This window comes from Rhodococcus jostii RHA1, from assembly GCF_000014565.1.
GTDB lineage: Bacteria > Actinomycetota > Actinomycetes > Mycobacteriales > Mycobacteriaceae > Rhodococcus_F > Rhodococcus_F jostii_A.
In genome coordinates this window covers 3,828,450-3,847,402 of the sequence record NC_008268.1, presented here as the reverse complement: position 1 = coordinate 3,847,402, position 18,953 = coordinate 3,828,450, and the positions used below count along the sequence as shown (strand labels likewise).

Below are 18,953 nucleotides of genomic sequence, written 5' to 3'. Positions count from 1 at the left end.
GAGACGTCACCGAACGCTCACGGGGGTTAATCCCGACGAAACACGGTTCACGGCAGCATTGATACAGGTCGTGAGCCGGGTGGACAGGCTGCGACCGTGCAGGTGAGGAGCTAAGTCGATGCAGCAGCAGAAAGCCGGGACTTCCACCGTGAAGACCGCCTGCTCGTACTGCGGTGTCGGCTGCGGCATGGTGCTCGAGGTCGGGATCGATCCCGAGACCAGTGCGCGCCGTGTACTCAAGGCGTCCGGCGACAAGGACCATCCCACCAACTTCGGGCGGCTGTGCACCAAGGGGGCGACGAGCGCCGAGATGCTGGTGGCCGGTGGCCGGATGGAAACCGGGTACGTCCGCGACGAGCGCGGGGAGGCACCCACCTCGATCGACGTCGGCGCCGCCATCAGCGAGACCGCGCGCCGGCTGAAGGCACAACTCGACGAGCACGGACCGGACGCCCTGTCCTTCTACGTCTCCGGTCAGATGTCCATCGAGGCGCAGTACCTGATCACCAAGCTCGCGAAGGGCTTCGTGGGCACCAACCAGATCGAATCCAACTCGAGGCTGTGCATGGCCAGTGCGGGCACCGGCTACAAGCAGTCGTTGGGTGCGGACGGCCCGCCCGGGTCGTACCAGGACTTCGACAAGGCCGACGTGTTCTTCGTGATCGGCGCCAACATGGCGGATTGTCACCCCATCCTGTTCCTGCGGATGATGGACCGCGTCAAGGCCGGCGCCAAGCTGATCGTGGTCGACCCGCGCCGCAACGCGACGGCCGACAAGTCGAACCTGTTCATGCAGATCGCGCCGGGCACCGACCTCGCGCTGCTCAACGGCCTGCTGCACCTGCTCGTGAAGAACGGGCACACCGACCCCGAGTTCATCGCCGAGTTCACCGAGGGCTGGGAGGTGATGCCGGAGTTCCTCGAGGAGTACACCCCCGAGAAGGTCGCGGAGATCACCGGCATCCCCGAATCCGAGATCCGTCGGGCCGCCCAGTGGATCGGTGAGGCCGAGAACTGGATGAGCTGCTGGACGATGGGGCTGAACCAGAGCACGCACGGCACGTGGAACACCAACGCGATCTGCAACCTGCACTTGGCCACCGGTGCGATCTGCCGTCCGGGCAGCGGCCCGTTCTCCCTCACCGGTCAGCCCAATGCGATGGGTGGCCGCGAGATGGGGTACATGGGCCCCGGCCTGCCGGGGCAGCGGTCGGTGCTCGCCGCCGACGACCGGGCGTTCATAGAGGATCTGTGGGAGCTGCCGGAGGGCAGTATCCGCACGGAGGTCGGCACCGGAACCGTCGACATGTTCGAGCGGATGGTGGCGGGTGAGATCAAGGCCTGCTGGATCATCTGCACCAATCCCGTTGCCACCGTGGCGAACCGGCGGACGGTGATCGAGGGCCTCGAGGCCGCCGAGCTCGTGATCACGCAGGACGTCTTCCTCGACACCGAGACCAACGGTTACGCCGACATCCTGCTGCCCGGGGCGCTGTGGGCGGAGTCGGATTCGGTGATGATCAACTCCGAGCGCAACCTCACCCTGTTGCAGCAGGCCGTCGATCCGGCGGGTCAGGCACTGCCCGACTGGCAGATCATCGCCCGTGTCGCCTGCGAGATGGGATACGCGGACGCGTTCACCTACGACTCCTCGGAGGACGTGTTCGAGGAGATCAAGCGCACCTGGAATCCCAGGACCGGCTACGACCTTCGCGGCATCACCTACGACCGTCTGCGGGAGACACCGGTGCAGTGGCCGAGCCCGCCCGGCAACCGCACCGACCGCAACCCCCTCCGCTACGTCAACGACGGCGTGAGCCAGAACCTGCTGTCGGCTCCCGACGGTTCACTCCCCCGGCTGGCGTTCGCCACCGCGACCGGCAAGGCCGCTTTCTTCCCGCGCCCGCACATGCTGCCCGCCGAGATGCCCGACGACGACTACCCCTTCGTCCTCAACACCGGTCGCCTGCAGCACCAGTGGCACACGATGACGAAGACGGGCAAGGTGGCCAAGCTCAACAAGCTGCACTCCGGCCCGTTCGTCGAGATCAATCCCGCTGATGCGCAGAAGCTTTCGATCACCGACGGCGACAAGGTGGAGGTCGCGTCGCGGCGCGGTCGCGCCGTCCTTCCCGCCGTCGTCAGCGACCGCGTCCTGGCCGGCGGGTGTTTCGCCCCGTTCCACTGGAACGACTCCTTCGGCGAGTACCTCAGCATCAACGCCGTCACCAATGACGCCGTCGATCCCACGTCCTTCCAGCCGGAGTTCAAGGCGTGCGCCGTCTCCCTGACCCGGGTGGCCCCGGTGTCGGCGCCGGAGGTCCCGGAGACCGGTGGGGCGCTCACCCTCGCGCAGGGTTCGCCCGCCGCGGAGATGAGTCGCATCCTGGGCCTGGACGACTCCGCCTCCCCCACTTTCGACGAGCACGAACGCATGTACCTCGCCGGGCTGCTGTCGGGGCTGCAGTCCACCGCGATCCAGGGCGTTCCGGTTCTTCCGCGAAGCGCACCGATCTCGGGGTCCAAGCGAGTGTGGCTGGACGGTCTCATGGCGGGGCTGTTCTCCCGTTCCGACGTTCCGCAGAGTGTCGTGGTGCCGGACGCGAACGCTGAATCGGTACAGCACCCCGTGGTGGTGGTGTGGGCGTCGCAGACCGGCAACGCCGAGGAGTTCGCAGCCGAATGTGCCGAACAACTCGAAGCGGCCGGGCACGGCACCCGTCTGACGAGCATGGACGACTACGACGTCGCAGGCCTCGCCGACGTCCGCGACCTCCTGATCATCACCAGCACGTTCGGGGACGGCGACGCCCCCGACAACGGCAGCAGCTTCTGGTCCGCGCTCAGCAGCGACGAGGCCCCGAAGTTGTCGCAGACCCGGTACGCCGTGCTGGCTTTCGGTGATTCCAACTACGACGACTTCTGCGGGCACGGCAAGCGGATCGACGCCCGGCTGGAGCAGCTGGAGGCGAAGCGTCTCACCGAGCGGGTCGACTGCGAACCCGACTACGAGGAGCAGGCACGTCAGTGGCTGACCCAGGTCCAGAAGCTGGTCCGGGAGCGTGCGGCGGCCGACGGTGCGACCGTGGTGGCGTCCACACCCGCACCTGCCCGGCCCGCAGCGAAGAAGGCGGCGACGTTCACCCGGAAGACGCCGTTGATCACGCGGTTGACGAAGAACATTCCGCTCAGCGCGGCCGGATCGTCGAAGGACGTGCGGCAGTTCGGTTTCGAAGTGAGCGATCCGGAGTTCACCTATGAGGCGGGCGACGCTCTCGGTGTCTGGCCGACCAACAGCGACGCCGTCGTCGACGAGTGGCTGAAGGTCACCCGGTCGATCCCGGACACGCCCGTGAAGTTGCCGGACCTGCCGGAGATGACGCTGCGCGAGGCGCTGCGCACGAAGCTCGAGATCACGAAGGTGACCCCCGAGCTGCTGCGGTTCGTGCAGAGCCGCACCCAGGACACCGAGCTGGCGCGGCTGCTGCGCCCGCAGAACAAGATCGCGCTCCAGCAGTGGCTGTGGGGGCGGCAGTCGATGGACGTGCTGGCGGAGTACGGGGTCGACGCCGACGCGGACGAGTGGCTGAGCGTCCTCAAGCGCCTGCAGCCGCGGTTGTACTCGATCTCGTCGAGCCCCAAGGTCGATCCGGGTGAGGTGCAGCTGACCGTCTCCGCGGTGCGCTACAACCACGAGGGCAAGAACCGCGCCGGGGTCTGCTCGACGTTCCTCGCCGATCACTGCGACGAGGCCGACGTGCCGATCTTCGTGCAGAAGTCGGCGCACTTCCGTCCCCCGCAGGCCGCCGATGCACCGATGATCATGGTCGGTCCCGGTACCGGCATCGCTCCGTTCCGCGGATTCCTGCACGAACGCCGGGAATTGGGTCACACGGGCAAGAACTGGATGTTCTTCGGTGAGCAGCACGAGGCTACCGACTTCTACTACCGCGAGGAGATGGAAGCTATGCACCGCGACGGATTTCTCACCCACCTCGATGCGGCCTTCTCCCGGGACCAGCGGCAGAAGATCTATGTGCAGGACCGCATTCGCGAGCACGGCGCCAAGCTGTGGGGCTGGATGCAGGAGGGTGCCTCGCTGTACGTCTGCGGCGACGCCAGCCGCATGGCGAAGGACGTCGACGAGACCGTCCGTGAAGTCGTTCGCACCCATGGGCGCCTGGACGAAGAGGACACCGAGCTGTACATGAAGCAGCTCGCGACCGACAAGCGCTACGTGCGCGACGTGTACTGATCCGCATCTGCGGAAATACACACTTGATCGGTCCGTATTTGCCGACATAGGATGTCGGTATGACGCATGCGCGGACAATTCTCGGATGACGGGTATCCGGATACGACAGGCAGCAGAACTGCTCGGCGTCAGCGACGACACGGTCCGGCGGTGGATCGACAACGGCAGCCTCGCGGCGGAGAAGGACGAGTCGGGCCGCAAGGTCGTCGACGGCCCGGCGCTCGCCGAGTTCGCGCGCGCCAACGCGTCGAAGTCCCCCGATCTGCTCGGATCGGAGTCCTCGGCGCGTAACCGATTCACCGGAATCGTGACCGCGGTGGTGATGGACAAGGTGATGGCCCAGGTCGAGATGCAGTGCGGGCCTTTTCGCGTCGTCTCCCTGATGAGCAGCGAAGCCGTCCGCGATCTCGGGCTCGAGCCCGGCAAGGTCGCGGTCGCCGTCGTCAAGTCGACCACGGTGATCGTCGAAACACCTGGAGGAATTTCATGAGAATGTCCTGGCGCCGGGCCACGACGGGGGCTGCCGCGGCCGCGCTCGGTCTCGGTCTTCTCACCGGTTGCGGTTCGAACGACGACAGCGGAGCCTCGGGTCCGGCCGAGCCGGCGTCCGCGTCCGCGCCGGTTGGCGACATCACGGTGTTCGCCGCCGCGTCGCTGAAGGGCACGTTCACGGAACTCGGCCAGATGTACGAGACCGCGAACCCCGGATCGCACGTGGAGTTCAGCTTCGCGGGATCCTCCGACCTCGCCGCTCAACTCGACCAGGGCGCCTCGGCCGACGTGTTCGCGTCCGCCGACACCGACAACATGACGAAGGTGGTCGACGCCGGGCTCGTCGAGGGCAGTCCCGTCGATTTCGCCACCAACACCCTGACCATCGTGACGGCACCCGGAAACCCCAAGGGGATCACGTCTTTCGCGGATCTGAACCGTGAGGGGACGCTGGTGGTCACGTGTGCCCCGCAGGTTCCGTGCGGTTCCGCGACGCAGAAGGTCGAGACCGCGTCGGGTGTCGACCTCAACCCGGTCAGCGAGGAGTCGTCGGTCACCGACGTGCTGAACAAGGTGACGGCCGGCCAGGCCGACGCCGGACTGGTGTACGTCACCGACGCGGCGAGCGCGGGCGACAAGGTGACGGCCGTGGCGTTCCCCGAGGCCGCGCAGGCTGTGAACACCTATCGCATTGCGACGCTGTCCGCTTCGAAGACACCGGACGCAGCGCAGGGCTTCGTCGACCTCGTCACGGGACCCGACGGTCAGGCAGTGCTGGCGAGGGCAGGGTTCGCCCAGCCGTGATCCGGGCGGCGCGCGTCAGAGTCCCGTCCGGGCTTCCGGGCTGGATCTTCGTTCCGGCGGCACTGGGCGGACTGTTCGTCGTCCTGCCACTGTTCGCGATGCTGGCGAGCGTCGACTGGTCGCGGTTCTTCCACCTGGTCACGTCCGAATCCTCGCTCGCAGCGCTGGAACTGAGCCTGCGGACCGCCGCCCTGAGCACCGTGCTGTGCGTCCTGCTGGGTGTCCCGATGGCGGCCGTGCTGTCGCGCAGCAGTTTTCGCGGACTGCACGTACTGCGGTCGCTGGTGCTCCTGCCGCTGGTGCTTCCACCGGTGGTCGGGGGCATCGCCCTGCTGTACACGTTCGGCCGGAAGGGCCTGATCGGGCAGCACCTCGAGGTCGCGGGGATCCACATCGCGTTCACCACCACCGCCGTGGTGCTCGCGCAGACGTTCGTCGCGCTGCCGTTCCTGGTGGTGAGCCTCGAGGGCTCGCTCCGGACCGCGGGCAGCCGGTACGAGCACGCCGCCGCGACGCTCGGTGCGAGCCCGACCACCGTCTTCCGGCGGGTGACGCTGCCGCTGGTGCTGCCCGGGCTGGTGTCCGGGGCGGTGTTGTCGTTCGCGCGGGCGCTCGGCGAGTTCGGGGCAACACTGACGTTCGCGGGCAGTCTGCAGGGCGTCACGCGAACCCTGCCGCTCGAGATCTACCTGCAGCGTGAGACCGATGCCGATGCGGCCGTGGCGTTGTCGCTGGTGCTGGTCGTTGTCGCGGTGCTCATCGTGGTGGGTTCGCGGGGCTGGGCGTCGAGGGCTGCAGTATGACCGGCCTGAGCGCCACGGCGCGGGTGGATGCGCGTGGCGTCGACGTGGGGTTCGACCTCGGCGAGGGCGAGGTGCTGGCTGTGCTCGGGCCGAACGGTGCCGGCAAGTCGACGGCACTGTCCGTGGTCGCAGGCCTGGTGCGCCCCGACTTCGGACGGGTCGAACTGAACGGTCGCGTGCTCACCGACACCACCCGCGGCGTCGCCGTGCCCCCGCACCGGCGCGGAATTGCGCTGCTCGCGCAGCAGGCGCTGTTGTTCCCGCATCTGACGGTGGCCGCCAACGTGGCATTCGCCCCGCGCAGTGCCGGCCGGGGACGGCGGGAGGCGCGGGCGATCGCCGAGAAATGGCTGGACGCAGTGAATGCGACGCAGTTCGCCGACCGCCGTCCGCACGAGCTGTCCGGGGGGCAGGCGCAGCGGGTCGCGGTGGCGCGGGCCCTCGCGGCCGAGCCTCAGGCCCTCCTGCTCGACGAACCCATGGCAGCACTCGACGTGGCCGCGGCGCCCGCCCTGCGCGTCCTGCTCCGACGGGTGCTGCGGGAAGGCAACCGGACCGCGGTCGTGGTCACCCACGACATCCTCGACGCGCTGGCGCTGGCCGACCGGGTGATCGTCGTCGAGGGCGGTGAGGTGGTCGAATTCGGTTCGGTACGAGACGTGCTGACCCGCCCCCGCAGTGCGTTCGCCGCGCGAATCGCCGGGCTCAACCTCGTTCCCGTGTTCGGGGCGCAGGACGGCTTCGAGACCGAGACCGGTGTTCGGCTGCACGGCCTGCCCGACGCCGATTTCGTGCCGGGTGCGCCTGCGGTCGCGGTGTTCGCTCCCCATTCGGTGGCCGTCCACCGGCGCTCCCCGGAAGGCAGTCCGCGCAACGTCTTCCGGGTGTCCATCTCGGAGATCGAGGTGCGAGGGCCGACGGTCCGGGTGCGCGCCGCCGAAGCCGGAGGCCGGTTCGAGCTCAGCGCCGACGTGACGGCGGCGTCCGTCGCGGAACTCGATCTGGTTCCGGGGTTGGACGTGTTCTTCGTCGTCAAGGCCACCGAGGTCGCCCTCCATGCCGTGCGTACTTGTTAACCGCGGGCGGTTAACAAGTACTCACGGGTGCAGGGACGCGTGCATCAGGTAGACGTTGTAGCTGTCCCACTCCGAGATCGTGAAATACAGATCCTTGTCCGTCGACCACGGATGCATGAAGCCGCCGTATGCCATCGGGTAGTCGGCCGTGTCGACGAGCGTCGCGCCGTCCGACCACACACCCTGCGGGCTCGACGACTGCCGCAGGATGATCGAGCCGCCGACGGGCTCGAGGTAGCTCATCAGCCAGGTGCCCGCGGTCGCGTCGTAGCGGACAGACAGTTCGCTGGCCACTCCACCGACGATGGGGGTGGCGAGGTGCTGGGACACCGGGGTCCACGTGCCGTCCGACCAGTACTGGTACGACGTGGTGTTGAGGACCTGATCGACCGGCACCCGGGCCAGGCCGATGGTGCCGATCCGCCCGTTGGGGGTGCCGAACATGTACACGTAGTCGCCCTGCGGCACCATCGCGGACACCTGGAATCGGGCGCCGAAGATGTTGTCCCACTTGGCATGCTGGTCCTTGGTCCAGGTCTGCCCGTTGTCGTCGGAGTACGCGATGCCGCCGTAGTTCGTGTACCACATGCCGGGGACCATGCTCCAGCGCTTCACCGACATGTAGCTGAGGTACTGACGGTCACCGATCGCGAACCCCGACGTGGGGATGGTGGTGGTCTCGAAGTTGTTGATGTGCCTGCTGTCGATGATCTCGGCGGCATGGCACCGGCTGTCCTGGACCATGCTGTCGATGGTCATGCCGTCGGACAGGTCGGTGTCGGTGCTGTGGCCGAGAACGTTGCTCCGCCAGTCCTCGCCGAACGCGCCGGGTGGAGCCCAGTCCTTGCCGAACGTGTCCCCGAACGCGACCGCGACCTCACCGGGTTTCGTCTCCCAGGTGATGCCGAGGTCGGTGCCGTCGACCTGCCAGCGTTTGTCCGTGCGGTTCTCCGAACCACGGCCCGTCAGCTGCGACACCAATTGGACGTCGCCGACCTCCGGCTTCGCCACGGGTGCGGTGAGGGAACCACGTTCGGCGGGGTTGATCTCGACGGGAGGCGCCGGCTGCGGCTCGGGTCCGGGGCCGCCGGGAACGGGGATGGGAATGGTCTCGGGACGCGGATCGATCGAGATCTTCGGGATCGGCAGCGCACTCGAGCCGGACGAACCCGACGACCCCGCGGAACCGGAAGAGCCTGCAGAGCCGGAGGACCCGGGCTCGGTCTCCGGTTCGTCGACCGGATCGGTGAGGTCGGGGCACGGGTCCGCGCACGGGTCGGCGGGAAGGTCCTGGGCGACACGCGTCTGGTCGGCGGTCGGTCCGGGGACCGGCACCGGCACGAAGTCGGGGTACGGGATCGGGATGCTCACGGTCGGGGGAATGGGCGGAAGCAGTGGACCGCCGCCCGGACTCGGCGGTTCCTTGGCCGGGTTGAACCCGGTCTCGCCGCACGCGTTCACCGGCAGCCACGGAGTGGTCTCGGCCGCGGCGGGGGCGGCGGTGAAGCCGATCGTCGCGGCCACCACGGCGGCGACGCACAGCGGCACTCCGGCCACAGACCATGACTTCTCGACCACGGGACCCCTCCAGATCGGTGGTCGGAGTACTAGTGGACCGACCTGCACGTTCGGGTTGAAGATAACACCCGGCGACGGCATCCTCAGCGCACGAGCCCGGCCCGTCCGGTCACAGTGCGGTCTCACTGTCACACAGGAGAATGTCATCGCCCGGTACTACCGGGACCATTGACGTCGGTGCCGAAGCCGGGCACAGTGGGTTGGGATTTCAAACTAACCGAGTGTTCGACGAGGAGAACGCATCATGACCGATCTGACCCGGGAGGCGGCGAGCGCCTTCGTCGCCGCTGCCGGCCTGGAACTCGACGAGGTGTCGGGGACGAAGGTCGTCGGCCACATCGACCTGTCCGCCGACCACCACACACCGTGGGGAGTCGTGCACGGCGGCGTCTACACGACGGCGGTCGAATCGGCCGCGAGTATCGGTGCGAGCACTGCCGTCGCCGACCGTGGTGAGTTCGCGGTGGGTGTGCACAACGGTACCGACTTCCTGCGGGCCCGCACCGAGGGGCGGGTCGATGTGGTCGCGGTGCCCATCCAGCAGGGCCGGGTGCAGCAGTTGTGGTCGGTGGTGATCACCGCGACCGACACCGGCAAGGAGGTGGCCCGCGGTCAGGTGCGGCTACAGAACGTGCCGATGCCGGGGTCGAAATAGGGCGGTTCTCAGGCGGGTTCGCGTCGGGAGTTGAACAGGACGCCGAGCAGTCCGAGTCCGTAGACCGCGCCACCCGCCAACACCAGCCCGAGTGACCGGCCGTCGGGGGCGATCACCAGGGAGGCCGCGGCGATCGACGCGATGAAGGCCACGTTGAACACCGTGTCCTGCAGGGCGAACACCTGTCCGCGGCGGTCGTCCTCGATCTCGATCTGCATCGCCGCGTCACCGGTGAGTTTGATGGACTGCCCGGCGAATCCGAGGAGGAGCGCACCGCACAGCAGCGAAGCCTGCGTGAGCGTCGCGACGAGCGTGCACTGCACGACGAGGGCGAGGATCAGGCCGCCGACGATGGTGCGCGACCGTCCGACGCGCGGAATCAGGAACGGTGTCGAGATCGCCGCCAGCAGCATGCCCGCGGCGGTGGCGCCGACGGCGACGCCGAACCCGGCCAGACCGCCCGGCAGGGCGCTGACGGTGGCGGTGTCCCGGAGTACCAGGACCATGATCAACGTGTTGACACCGAAAACGATCCGGTGCGTGCCTATTCCGATCATCGCCGTTGTGACGCCCGGTGACTGCCACACGGCGACCGCCCCGTTGCGCAGTCCGGCGGCGACGGCGCGGACCGCCCCGTATTCGGGTTTCTCGTCGGCGTGCGGGCCGAGCAGCCGATGGTGGAAGCGCGACGCCGCGAATGCGGCCACCGCGGAACCGCAGGCGGCTGTCGCGACGGCGATTCCCGAGCCGCGATCGCCGGCGCCCACGAGGGAGATGATGGCGACGGACGTCGCTGCTCCGAGTGCGGCGACGACGGAGCCGGCGGTGGCGAGCACCGAATTGGTGGCCACGAGCCAGGACCGGTGCACCACTCGCGGCAGCGCCGCCGAGACTCCCGCGAGAACGAAACGGCTCACTCCGATGGCGGCGAGCGCCAGGAGGAGGAGCGCGGACTCACCGGTCCCCGTCTCCAGCAACACGGCGGTCAGCAGAATCAGCAGTCCGCGCAGAACATTCGCCCACAGCAGCACGGCGCGGCGATCCCAGCGGTCGAGGAGCGCGCCCGCGTACGGTCCGATCACCGAGTACGGGAGCAGTAGTACCGCGAAACCGGCGGCAATCGTGACGGGATCCGTTGCGCGCTCCGGGTTGAACAGAATCGCGCCGCCGAGTGCCGTCTGGAACATGCCGTCGCCCAGCTGACTGGCGAATCGCACCGTCGCGAGGCGGGCCAGCCCGGGCGACCGCCGGAGGGTGTACGCCGTTCTGCGCCACGCCTCGCGCCGGTCGCCGAGCTGTTTCGCCATTCACAGGACCCTATCCGGCGGCCGCGACCGCCTGTCCTGCCACCACTGGACGGTCTCCTCGGCGGCGCGGTCCAGCGGGGTCGGGGCCAGTCCGAGCCGGGCCTCGCTCTCGGACGAGTCCATCACGAACGGCTCCTCGAACTGGTACAGCATCTCGGCCAGCTCGCGGCTCCCCTGGTGCACGAGCCCGCCGCCGCGGATCACCCAGCCGGGCAGGGTGCGCACCTTCGGGGCGGGAACCCCGGCGGCCTTCGCGTAGGCCTCGACCATCTGCCGTTGGGTGACGGCCGGGACGGTCGGTGCGTGCAGCACCGAGTTCCACAGCGCGGGGTCGTGGGCGGCGGCGATCATCGCGGCCGCCAAGTCGGGAACGTACGTGAACGAGTGGGGCAGGTCGGCGGAACCGAGGACGCGCATCGTCTTGCCCGCGAGGACGACGGGCACCATGCGCTCTCCGGCGTGCGCGTTCAGCACCTGCGGTCCGAAGAAGTCGGACGCGACGACGCTCACGGTGAGGGTCGAGGACTCGGCGCGGGCTTTCAGAAGCCGGGTCCGGATGCCGCGTTTGCCGGAGTCGGCCGGCCGCGGCGTGTGCTCGGTCATCGGCTGGTGCGACGTGTCGTAGGAGTAGAGGCTTTCGGGGAACACGACGACGGCGCCGACGCGGCCTGCGGCCTCGAGCACGGTCTGCTCGGCGGCGGGGAGTTCGCGCTCCCATGCGTCGGCGTTGTAGGCGGCGTGGATGCAGTGGTAGACGGCGACGGCTCCGTCGAACGCCTCACCCAACGCGTCGGCGTCGGAGACGTCGACCTTCCGCCGCTCGATCAGAGGATGGTCCGGGCCGCTGCCCGACCGTGTGAGGACCCGCACCTGGCGCCCCTGTTCGGCGAGCTGCAGGGCGACGGTCCAGCCGACGGGTCCTGCTCCGGTGACGATCTCGATGTTCGACATGTCCGCTCCTGCTGTGTGAGTTGATTTCGGCGATTCGAGAGCACTGCTCTCTGTCTCATTCGAGAATGCTCCCCCTCGACCTCATTGTCAAGAGCACTGCTCTCGTTTGTTGACACCGCTCTCTGAAATTGCCACGCTGGACCCCATGCCAGGAACACCACGGGAGCGCGCCCGCGAGCAGACGTTGCAGGACATCACGAGGATCGGACGCGAACAGCTGGCCGCGGTCGGTGCCGCGGCCCTGTCGCTGCGCGCCGTCGCGCGGGACCTCGGCGTCGTGTCCTCCGCCGTCTACCGGTACGTCAAGAGCCGCGACGAACTGCTGACGCTGCTCGTCGTCGACGGATACAACGAACTCGGCGACGCCGCGGAGGCAGCCGTCGCGTCCGCCGCCGAACCGCGGGAACAGTTCCTGGCACTCGGCCGGGCGGTGCGCGAATGGGCGCTCCACGAGCCCGCCCGCTACGGATTGCTGTTCGGCAGCCCGGTTCCCGGCTACCACGCGCCCGGCGAGCAGACCACGACGCCGGGCACGCGGGTGATCTACGCCCTCGTCGGGATCTTCGACAACGCGTTCCGGGCGGGCAAGCTCGAGGCGGCCGCCGCCGCGCCCATCGACGACGAGCTCGCGGCAGACCTCGACCGCATCCGCTCCGAACTCGGACTCACCACCCCCGACCATCTGCTCGCCCGCGGCGTGCTGGTCTGGTCGGCTCTGTTCGGGGCGGTGAACTTCGAGGTGTTCGGGCAGTACGGCGCCGACACGTTCACCACACCGGGGGCACTGTACGAGCACCACCTCGCGGTTCTGGCCGAGACGGCGGGGCTGTCCGGGGCGTAAAGCGGCGAACCGGACGCAGGTCGCGTCCTCCGTCACATCGCGTCCGCCGCGGTGGGATGATGTTCAGGTGGCGCACGCAGAAGAACCCGAAGATCGAACGGCGTCGACGGAACCGGTGGTCCGGCCCGGCAGCCTGTTGGTCTCGTCCACAGATCTCGTCGAACCCGCATTCCGTCGCACCGTGATCTATGTGATCGAGCACAACGACGCCGGCAGCCTCGGCGTGGTCATCAACCGTCCCAGCGAAACCGCGGTGCACGACGTGCTGCCACAGTGGGCGCCGCTCGCCGCGCGCCCGTCCGCGCTGTACGTCGGCGGCCCCGTCAAACGGGACGCCGCACTGTGCCTGGCGACGCTGCGCACCGGTGCGCAGGCCGACGGTGTCGCGGGTCTGCGCCGGGTCCACGGCCGTGTGGTGATGGTGGATCTCGACTCCGACCCCGAGGTCATCGCCCCGCTGGTGGAGGGTGTCCGGATCTTCGCCGGCTACTCCGGCTGGACGTACGGCCAGCTCGACTCCGAACTCCAGCGCGACGACTGGATCGTGATCTCCGCGCTCGCGTCGGACGTGGTCGCTCCCGCCCGGGTCGACGTGTGGGCGCAGGTGCTGCGCAGGCAGCCGCTCCCCCTCGCCCTGCTCGCCACTCACCCGATCGACGTCGAGCGCAACTAGCCGACACACCCCGCGCACGTCCCCGGACTGTCGGGGACGGGTGGTATCAACAGAGGTGGGGAACGAGAAGTGAGGAGGACAGCACACGTGATCGACACCTGTCACGGAACATTGATCGTGCACGCGCTCTACGGAGCAGAGTGCACGGACGAGTCGTGCGTCGAGTTGTCCGCGGACCGGCACGCACTGATCATCGACTGCGACGAATTCGGCGACTGCGTGTGCTCGGCGGAGTTCGCCGAGCAGCTGCGTCACGCATCCTGAGAATCCACCTCGAGCGTCACCCCGACCTCCGACAGGCGTCGGCGCAGCTTCGGAAGATGGCTGCCCGGCCAGTACAGCTGCGCACAGTCGCGGCATCGACTGAACTCGTGTTCATTACCCGCGACGCCCGGTGGCGCCTCGGCGAGCGCTTCGGCACGGGGAACCGGCGCGAGAAGGCCGTTGCAGCGCGCGCACCGCGTGAACGGTGAGATCCGCGACCGAAGGTCGAAGCGGTCCAGCACTTCCCGCAACTGCCGGCGTGGGTCGGTTTCGTGCAGGAACGCGCCGTGGGTGAGCGCCGACCTCTTGAGTAGGCCCGTGTCCCGGGTCAGGACGATGCGATGCTCGGACAGGGAGATGTTCACCAGTTCCGGGTCGGCGAAGTCGTTGCGGTAGCGGGTGTCGAATCCCAGCAGGCGGAGGTAGCGGGCGAGTCGGCCGAGATGCACGTCGAGCACGAACGTCGGGTCCCGCAGCGGTCGGGGACGCAGTTTCGTGACTCCGGTCACCTCGAGTCGCTCGAACATCGGGTACACCGCGACCCGTTCGCCGCCGCGCAGCAGGTGCGCGAAATCGACCGACACCTCGTCGACGAGGATCAGATCCACCTCGGTGTGCGGGACGCCCAGCGCCTCGATCCGGTCCTTCACCGACGGGGTGCCATCGAATTCGTGCTCGAACGTGCGCTTGCGCCGCAGCGGCGGCAGAAAGTCGTTCAGCTCCTCGTAGAAGCGGAACTCGCAGTGACGAAGTGGCTCGGGCATCGGCATTTCACATCCCTCATGCCACAGTACTGGCCGACTCCTCGCGGCTGCGCCTCGAATACTTCTGCGCGAGCGCGGCGCAGACGATGAGCTGGATCTGGTGGAAGATCATCAGCGGCAGCACTATCAGCCCCACCGGATGTCCCGCGAACAGGACCGAGGCCATCGGCAGACCGGTCGCGAGGCTCTTCTTCGATCCGCAGAAGACGATGACGATCCGGTCGGGGACGGAGAATCCCAACTTCCGACCGGCCACTGCCGTGACGGCGAGTACGACAGCGAGGATGACGAAGCACACCAGCACGACACCAATCACCTGCCACACCGTCACCGTGTGCCAGATTCCCTCGGTCATGCTCGCGCTGAACGCGGAGAAGACCACGAGGAAGATCGAGCCGCGATCCACGATCCGGGTGGGTTCGGAGTACTTCTGCAACCAGTCGATGACGAACGGCCGGATCAGCTGGCCGACGAAGAACGGCAGGAGAAGCTGTAGCACGATGTCGAGGATCGACGAGAAGTCGACGTGGGCGTCACCGGTGGTGTTCATCAGCAGGATCACCAGCGCCGGTGTCACGAACACACCGATGAGATTGGAGAACGACGCGCTCACGATCGCCCCCGCCACGTTGCCCTTGGCGATGGACGTGAACGCGATCGACGACTGCACCGTCGACGGAACCAGGCACAGGTACAGGATGCCCGTGTACAGGTCCTCGCTGAGCACCCCCGGCACGAGGATGCGCAGCGCGAGCCCGATCAGCGGGAAGAGCACGAACGTCGCGGCGAACACGACGGAATGCAGCCGCCAGTGTTTCAGCCCCTTCAGCGCCTCCTGCGGCGACAGCCGCGTGCCGTACAGCAGGAACAGGACGCCGATCGCGATCCGGGTGGCCCAGTCGAGCACCGTCTGACCGGTCCCCGACACGGGGAAGACGGTCCCCAGGATCGCCACGGCGACGATGCCGAGGACGAACCCGTCGAGGTGGAACCGGCTGAGAAATTTCACTGCGTCAAGGGTAGAACGGCGTGGTCACGACCCTTCGTGCGGACGCTCAGCACCGCGAGGACGCCGCACAGGACGGCGCCGATGATCGCGAGTTCGATGATGGCGACGTGCATGCCCTGGACGGTGATGGCGATGCCCGCGCAGATGGACGGCACGGCGAGACCGACGTAGCCGACGGTGAAGAACGCGGCGAGCGTCCCGCCCTGGGCGTCGGGGGCGTGCTCCGCGGCGGCGGCACCCACCGCGCGCATCGCTCCGGCGAACGAGAGTCCGTGCCCCACACCGACGATGACGGTCACGACGCACAGCAGGACGAGGGACGGCACGAAGTCGACGACGAGCAACCCGATCATGCCTGCGCCGACGGCGCCGATGCCCAGGGTTCGGCAGAGCACGGTTCCGAATCGGTTGGCCACGAGTTGTGCGGTCACCGAGCAGATCATGACCAGTGCGGCGGCACCGCCGGCGACCACGAGGTTGCTCACGCCGAGCAGGCCGATGATCCACGTCGGGACCACCGACTGGAACAGGCCGACGGCACCCCACGCCAGTGCGACTCCGAGGGAGGACAGCCAGAACACCTGACGGATGGGTGCGGGGACGTGCGGGACCTGGAACAGCTGGGTGGGGCGGGACTGCCCGCCGGTGGGTGCGGGGAGCAGCAGCACCATGATCAGTGCAGGCAGCAGTGTCAGCGCGAACAGCACGTACGGCAGGACGAGGGCGTGCGGAAGGTACTGCGCGACGGCCCCGCCGAACAGCGGGCCCAGCGACGCACCGAGTGCGGTGGTGAGGGTGGCGGCGAGACCCGCGCGGCGGAGGTTACGGGCCGGTTCGTGCTCGATGAGGGCGGCGGATCCGGCGGCCGAACACGCACCGACGGCGATGCCCTGGGCGATTCGGCCGAAGAACAGCCAGATGGTCGAGTCGGCGAACGCGAGGACCAGTGCGCCCAGCAGGCTGAAGGAGATGGCGGCCAGCAACACGAAACGGCGTCCGAGTGCGTCGGACAGCGGGCCGAAGAACAGCAACGAGGGAAGCAGTCCGGCGACGTAGACGGCGAAGATCAGCGTCTGGACCAGAGGGGTGAATCCGAACTCGTGGCGGTAGAGCGAGTACAGCGCCGTGGGGATGTTGGCGCCGAGGAGCAGCACGACGAGGAGGTAGTTCAGGCCGTGGAAGTGGCGGCTGGTGGTGCGGACGGTGGAGGTGGGGACGGTGTCGGCGTGAGCGGTTGACGTGGACGTGTGGGGTCGCCTCCTCGGGCTGTCCGAATACATGGGACGTCCTACGTAGTTTAGGCGGGCCGGTCGGGAGTCGCGAGCCGGCGAGGTGTGAGGATGAGTACATGGCAGTGGTTCGGCGCGAATCCGCGTATCAGCAGTCCCTGGACTGGATGCGTGGCCAGATCGCCCAGGGCGACTGGACGGTGGGCGAGCGCATCCCGACGGAACCCGAGTTGATGACGCTGCTCGGGGTCGGGCGCAACACCGTGCGCGAGGCCATCAAGACCCTGACGTCGACGGGCATCCTCGAGATCCGGCGCGGGTCCGGGACGTTCGTGCGGGCCCGCACCGACATCGGCGGGCTGCTCGGGCGACAGGTCGCGGTCGCCGAGATGCTGAACGTCTTCGAGGTCCGGCGGGCCCTCGAGACGGAGGCCGTCCGGCTGGCGTGCGGTCGCCGCACCGACGAAGACCTGCGGTCCCTGTCCGCGCTACTGGAAGAGCGGCAGCGAACGACGGATCAGCCGTCCCGGTTCGCGGACGCCGACCTCGCATTTCACCTCGGGGTCGTGGAGGCCGCGCACAATCCGGTGCTGTCCGACCTGTTCGCGGGGATCCTCGAACCCACCCGCGCCACCTACGACTTCACCGAGGGCGTCCACCCCCCGTCGCTGACCACCGACGACCATCGCGCCGTCATCGACGCGATCGCCGCCCGCGACGCGGACGCCGCGGTCCGGGCCGCCCTCGGCTACCTCGACCGCGTGCTCGACGCGGTGCACCAGGCCTCCCGCCCGTGAGTGGTTAGCGAGTCCCTGCACTCCCGGGCCACTCACGGGTGGCGGAGCCGCCTGTCGGCGAACGTGTTGAGCGCCCCGGCCATGTCCTCGGCCCGTGCACTGGTGACGGTCAGCCGGTCGCCGCACGCCGTCGTGACGATCACGGCGGGACCGCTCCTCGTCACGACGCCGTAGTTCCGCCGGCCCTTCACCTTGAGTCCCCAGCCTCCGAAGTCGTCGAACGGCTTGATCACGTCGACGCGGGCGCCCTCGATCTCGTCGACGCCGTACTGCAATGCGGTCATGCCCATGTTCACCACCCGGATGCCGGACGGATCGACGATCACCCGGAAGCGGAGCAGGCTCACCACCAGCAGCCCGACCGGAACGAACACCGCGAGCGGCCACCACCCGTCGACGAGCAGACAGACGGCGACAGCGGGCGCGACACCGAGCAGCAGGAGCAGCACCAGCGAGCCGACGGTGCCGAAACCGACCGTGTCCGCGACCGTCGCCGGGTCGTCGGCGCGCGGCAACCGGGGGTCGGGGGGACTTGTGGCGGACACCCGGGGCCGGTAGTCGCGCAGCAGGGCGGCGCCGAGCAGGCCGACGACCGCGCCGATCACGACGCCGAGGCCGAGCGACCACAACGGCAGTTGGGTATGAGCGGCGTCGGTGATGTCGAGTTGGACGTAGAGCAGCACCACCTGCACCGTCAGGATCAGGCCGACCACGGACAGTCCGACGACGAGCATCGTGCGGCGCATCATCAGCATCGCCTGGGCCAGTGCGGCGATCGCGGCACATCCGCCACCGAACAGGACCGTCACCAGGGCAAAGGTCCAAGCGCTCGACATCGGGGTGGCGAAGCCGTCGGGCGAGGTGGTGGTCCAGTGGGTTGCGATCTCCGCGGGCAGCCGCGGTTCCCAGATCTTCGTGAGGACGACCCCGAACAGGGCGGCGAGGACCGGCAGCAGGAGACCGAAAACTGCGCCTGCGGGGTCGACGACGCGCGAGGACTTCACCGGACGGGCCGTCGGCAGCCGGTCAGGACGGCTGGCAGGCGCCCTTCAGCGAGCACGCACCGCAGGAACTGCCGCACCCGCCGGTGTCGGCAGCGGGCACCGCCGCGGCGGCACGGGCACCGAGTGATCCGCCCGTCGCCGCGGTGAGAGCGGCAGCCACAACGCTGACCAGGACGGCACCGATTCCGAAGACTCCGCCGATCAGGATTCCGGCGATTCCGCCGATCACGAGGAGCCCGGCCGCGGCGAGCAGGGTGGGCCCTGCGACCTTGTTGGCCAGCGCAAACGTCTGATCGTCGCGCATCGTCTCGGGGGTGCGGACACCCGCCCACCGGTTGCGCGGGAGGCGCTCGGCGAGGCCTGCAACGGCGACACCGGAGACAGCGACGGCGAGCACGAACAGCACGACGGAGGCAATCAACACGAGACCAGGATACGGCGGACCCGGACG

The 18,953-nt window shown here is 68.5% G+C and carries 18 protein-coding genes; 10 read left to right on the top strand and 8 right to left on the bottom strand.

Annotated elements, in window-relative coordinates; all coding sequences use genetic code 11:
• The first annotated feature begins 118 nt into the window (after positions 1–118).
• The 5 genes from RHA1_RS17660 to RHA1_RS17640 all read left to right on the top strand — a co-directional run bounded on the left by RHA1_RS17660 (position 119) and on the right by RHA1_RS17640 (position 7,430).
• Complete coding sequence (locus RHA1_RS17660) at positions 119–4,255, top strand: bifunctional nitrate reductase/sulfite reductase flavoprotein subunit alpha (protein ID WP_011596240.1); 4,137 nt, start codon at positions 119–121, stop codon at positions 4,253–4,255.
• 85 nt (positions 4,256–4,340) lie between these two features.
• On the top strand, positions 4,341–4,745 hold the full coding sequence (locus RHA1_RS17655) for a TOBE domain-containing protein (protein ID WP_009476721.1): 405 nt from the start codon (positions 4,341–4,343) through the stop codon (positions 4,743–4,745).
• A complete protein-coding gene (gene modA, locus RHA1_RS17650; RefSeq protein ID WP_011596239.1) occupies positions 4,742–5,551 on the top strand; it encodes a molybdate ABC transporter substrate-binding protein in 810 nt (269 codons plus the stop codon). Before RHA1_RS17655 ends, modA begins: the two co-directional genes overlap by 4 nt.
• Positions 5,548–6,354, top strand: coding sequence for an ABC transporter permease (locus tag RHA1_RS17645; protein WP_011596238.1), 807 nt, complete (start codon positions 5,548–5,550; stop codon positions 6,352–6,354). Before modA ends, RHA1_RS17645 begins: the two co-directional genes overlap by 4 nt.
• Positions 6,351–7,430 (top strand): sulfate/molybdate ABC transporter ATP-binding protein, encoded by a 1,080-nt coding sequence (locus RHA1_RS17640; protein WP_011596237.1) that lies wholly within the window; start codon positions 6,351–6,353, stop codon positions 7,428–7,430. The genes RHA1_RS17645 and RHA1_RS17640 overlap by 4 nt, the downstream gene beginning before the upstream one ends.
• Before the next feature lie 21 nt (positions 7,431–7,451).
• Here RHA1_RS17640 and RHA1_RS17635 read toward each other — a convergent pair whose 3' ends face one another.
• The gene (locus tag RHA1_RS17635; RefSeq protein WP_016884727.1) at positions 7,452–8,987 is read right to left on the bottom strand and encodes a glycoside hydrolase family 183 protein; all 1,536 of its coding nucleotides are present in this window, start codon (positions 8,985–8,987) and stop codon (positions 7,452–7,454) included.
• 265 nt (positions 8,988–9,252) lie between these two features.
• On the opposite strand from RHA1_RS17635, the gene RHA1_RS17630 reads away from it, so the two are divergent.
• Positions 9,253–9,663 carry a PaaI family thioesterase gene (locus RHA1_RS17630; RefSeq protein ID WP_009476716.1) on the top strand — a complete coding sequence of 137 codons (411 nt, stop codon included), beginning with the start codon at positions 9,253–9,255 and terminating at the stop codon, positions 9,661–9,663.
• A gap of 8 nt (positions 9,664–9,671) precedes the next feature.
• Here the strand turns inward: RHA1_RS17630 and RHA1_RS17625 are convergent, their stop codons facing one another.
• Positions 9,672–10,970 carry an MFS transporter gene (locus RHA1_RS17625; protein ID WP_009476715.1) on the bottom strand — a complete coding sequence of 433 codons (1,299 nt, stop codon included), beginning with the start codon at positions 10,968–10,970 and terminating at the stop codon, positions 9,672–9,674.
• A complete protein-coding gene (locus tag RHA1_RS17620) occupies positions 10,971–11,921 on the bottom strand; it encodes an NAD-dependent epimerase/dehydratase family protein (RefSeq protein ID WP_011596235.1) in 951 nt (316 codons plus the stop codon).
• Between the two features lie 145 nt (positions 11,922–12,066).
• Here RHA1_RS17620 and RHA1_RS17615 point away from each other — a divergent pair, with 145 nt between their 5' ends.
• From RHA1_RS17615 to RHA1_RS49475, 3 genes are all read left to right on the top strand, one after another.
• Positions 12,067–12,762 (top strand): TetR/AcrR family transcriptional regulator, encoded by a 696-nt coding sequence (locus RHA1_RS17615; RefSeq protein ID WP_009476713.1) that lies wholly within the window; start codon positions 12,067–12,069, stop codon positions 12,760–12,762.
• Positions 12,763–12,829: 67 nt separating this feature from the next.
• Entirely contained in the window at positions 12,830–13,435 is a 606-nt protein-coding gene (locus tag RHA1_RS17610; protein WP_009476712.1) for a YqgE/AlgH family protein, read from the top strand.
• 69 nt (positions 13,436–13,504) lie between these two features.
• Positions 13,505–13,699 (top strand): hypothetical protein, encoded by a 195-nt coding sequence (locus tag RHA1_RS49475; RefSeq protein ID WP_011596234.1) that lies wholly within the window; start codon positions 13,505–13,507, stop codon positions 13,697–13,699.
• On the opposite strand, the gene RHA1_RS17600 is transcribed toward RHA1_RS49475, so the two are convergent.
• Genes RHA1_RS17600 through RHA1_RS17590 form a run of 3 tightly spaced genes read right to left on the bottom strand, consistent with a single transcriptional unit; the run spans position 13,687 to position 16,752 of the window.
• On the bottom strand, positions 13,687–14,469 hold the full coding sequence (locus RHA1_RS17600) for a Mut7-C RNAse domain-containing protein (RefSeq protein ID WP_011596233.1): 783 nt from the start codon (positions 14,467–14,469) through the stop codon (positions 13,687–13,689). The two genes, RHA1_RS49475 and RHA1_RS17600, sit on opposite strands and share 13 nt — an antisense overlap.
• A gap of 10 nt (positions 14,470–14,479) precedes the next feature.
• Entirely contained in the window at positions 14,480–15,472 is a 993-nt protein-coding gene (locus RHA1_RS17595) for a bile acid:sodium symporter family protein (RefSeq protein ID WP_011596232.1), read from the bottom strand.
• Entirely contained in the window at positions 15,469–16,752 is a 1,284-nt protein-coding gene (locus tag RHA1_RS17590; protein ID WP_011596231.1) for an MFS transporter, read from the bottom strand. The genes RHA1_RS17595 and RHA1_RS17590 overlap by 4 nt, the downstream gene beginning before the upstream one ends.
• Positions 16,753–16,820: 68 nt before the next feature.
• Between RHA1_RS17590 and RHA1_RS17585 the strand changes: the two genes are divergently transcribed.
• Positions 16,821–17,498, top strand: a complete 678-nt coding sequence (locus tag RHA1_RS17585) for a FadR/GntR family transcriptional regulator (RefSeq protein WP_011596230.1) — start codon at positions 16,821–16,823, stop codon at positions 17,496–17,498.
• A 32-nt stretch (positions 17,499–17,530) separates the two neighbouring features.
• On the opposite strand, the gene RHA1_RS17580 is transcribed toward RHA1_RS17585, so the two are convergent.
• The gene (locus RHA1_RS17580; protein ID WP_011596229.1) at positions 17,531–18,502 is read right to left on the bottom strand and encodes a DUF1648 domain-containing protein; all 972 of its coding nucleotides are present in this window, start codon (positions 18,500–18,502) and stop codon (positions 17,531–17,533) included.
• Between the two features lie 22 nt (positions 18,503–18,524).
• On the bottom strand, positions 18,525–18,926 hold the full coding sequence (locus RHA1_RS17575) for an SdpI family protein (RefSeq protein WP_005249154.1): 402 nt from the start codon (positions 18,924–18,926) through the stop codon (positions 18,525–18,527).
• Between the last annotated feature and the right edge of the window lie 27 nt (positions 18,927–18,953).

Bases quoted from the DNA above. Each gene is read 5' to 3' on its own strand.
- RHA1_RS17660 (WP_011596240.1), top strand. From the start codon at position 119: ATGCAGCAGCAGAAAGCCGGGACTTCCACCGTGAAGACCGCCTGCTCG.
- RHA1_RS17655 (WP_009476721.1), top strand. From the start codon at position 4,341: ATGACGGGTATCCGGATACGACAGGCAGCAGAACTGCTCGGCGTCAGC.
- modA (WP_011596239.1), top strand. From the start codon at position 4,742: ATGAGAATGTCCTGGCGCCGGGCCACGACGGGGGCTGCCGCGGCCGCG.
- RHA1_RS17640 (WP_011596237.1), top strand. From the start codon at position 6,351: ATGACCGGCCTGAGCGCCACGGCGCGGGTGGATGCGCGTGGCGTCGAC.
- RHA1_RS17630 (WP_009476716.1), top strand. From the start codon at position 9,253: ATGACCGATCTGACCCGGGAGGCGGCGAGCGCCTTCGTCGCCGCTGCC.
- RHA1_RS17625 (WP_009476715.1), bottom strand. From the start codon at position 10,970: ATGGCGAAACAGCTCGGCGACCGGCGCGAGGCGTGGCGCAGAACGGCG.
- RHA1_RS17620 (WP_011596235.1), bottom strand. From the start codon at position 11,921: ATGTCGAACATCGAGATCGTCACCGGAGCAGGACCCGTCGGCTGGACC.
- RHA1_RS17615 (WP_009476713.1), top strand. From the start codon at position 12,067: ATGCCAGGAACACCACGGGAGCGCGCCCGCGAGCAGACGTTGCAGGAC.
- RHA1_RS17600 (WP_011596233.1), bottom strand. From the start codon at position 14,469: ATGCCGATGCCCGAGCCACTTCGTCACTGCGAGTTCCGCTTCTACGAG.
- RHA1_RS17590 (WP_011596231.1), bottom strand. From the start codon at position 16,752: ATGTATTCGGACAGCCCGAGGAGGCGACCCCACACGTCCACGTCAACC.
- RHA1_RS17585 (WP_011596230.1), top strand. From the start codon at position 16,821: ATGGCAGTGGTTCGGCGCGAATCCGCGTATCAGCAGTCCCTGGACTGG.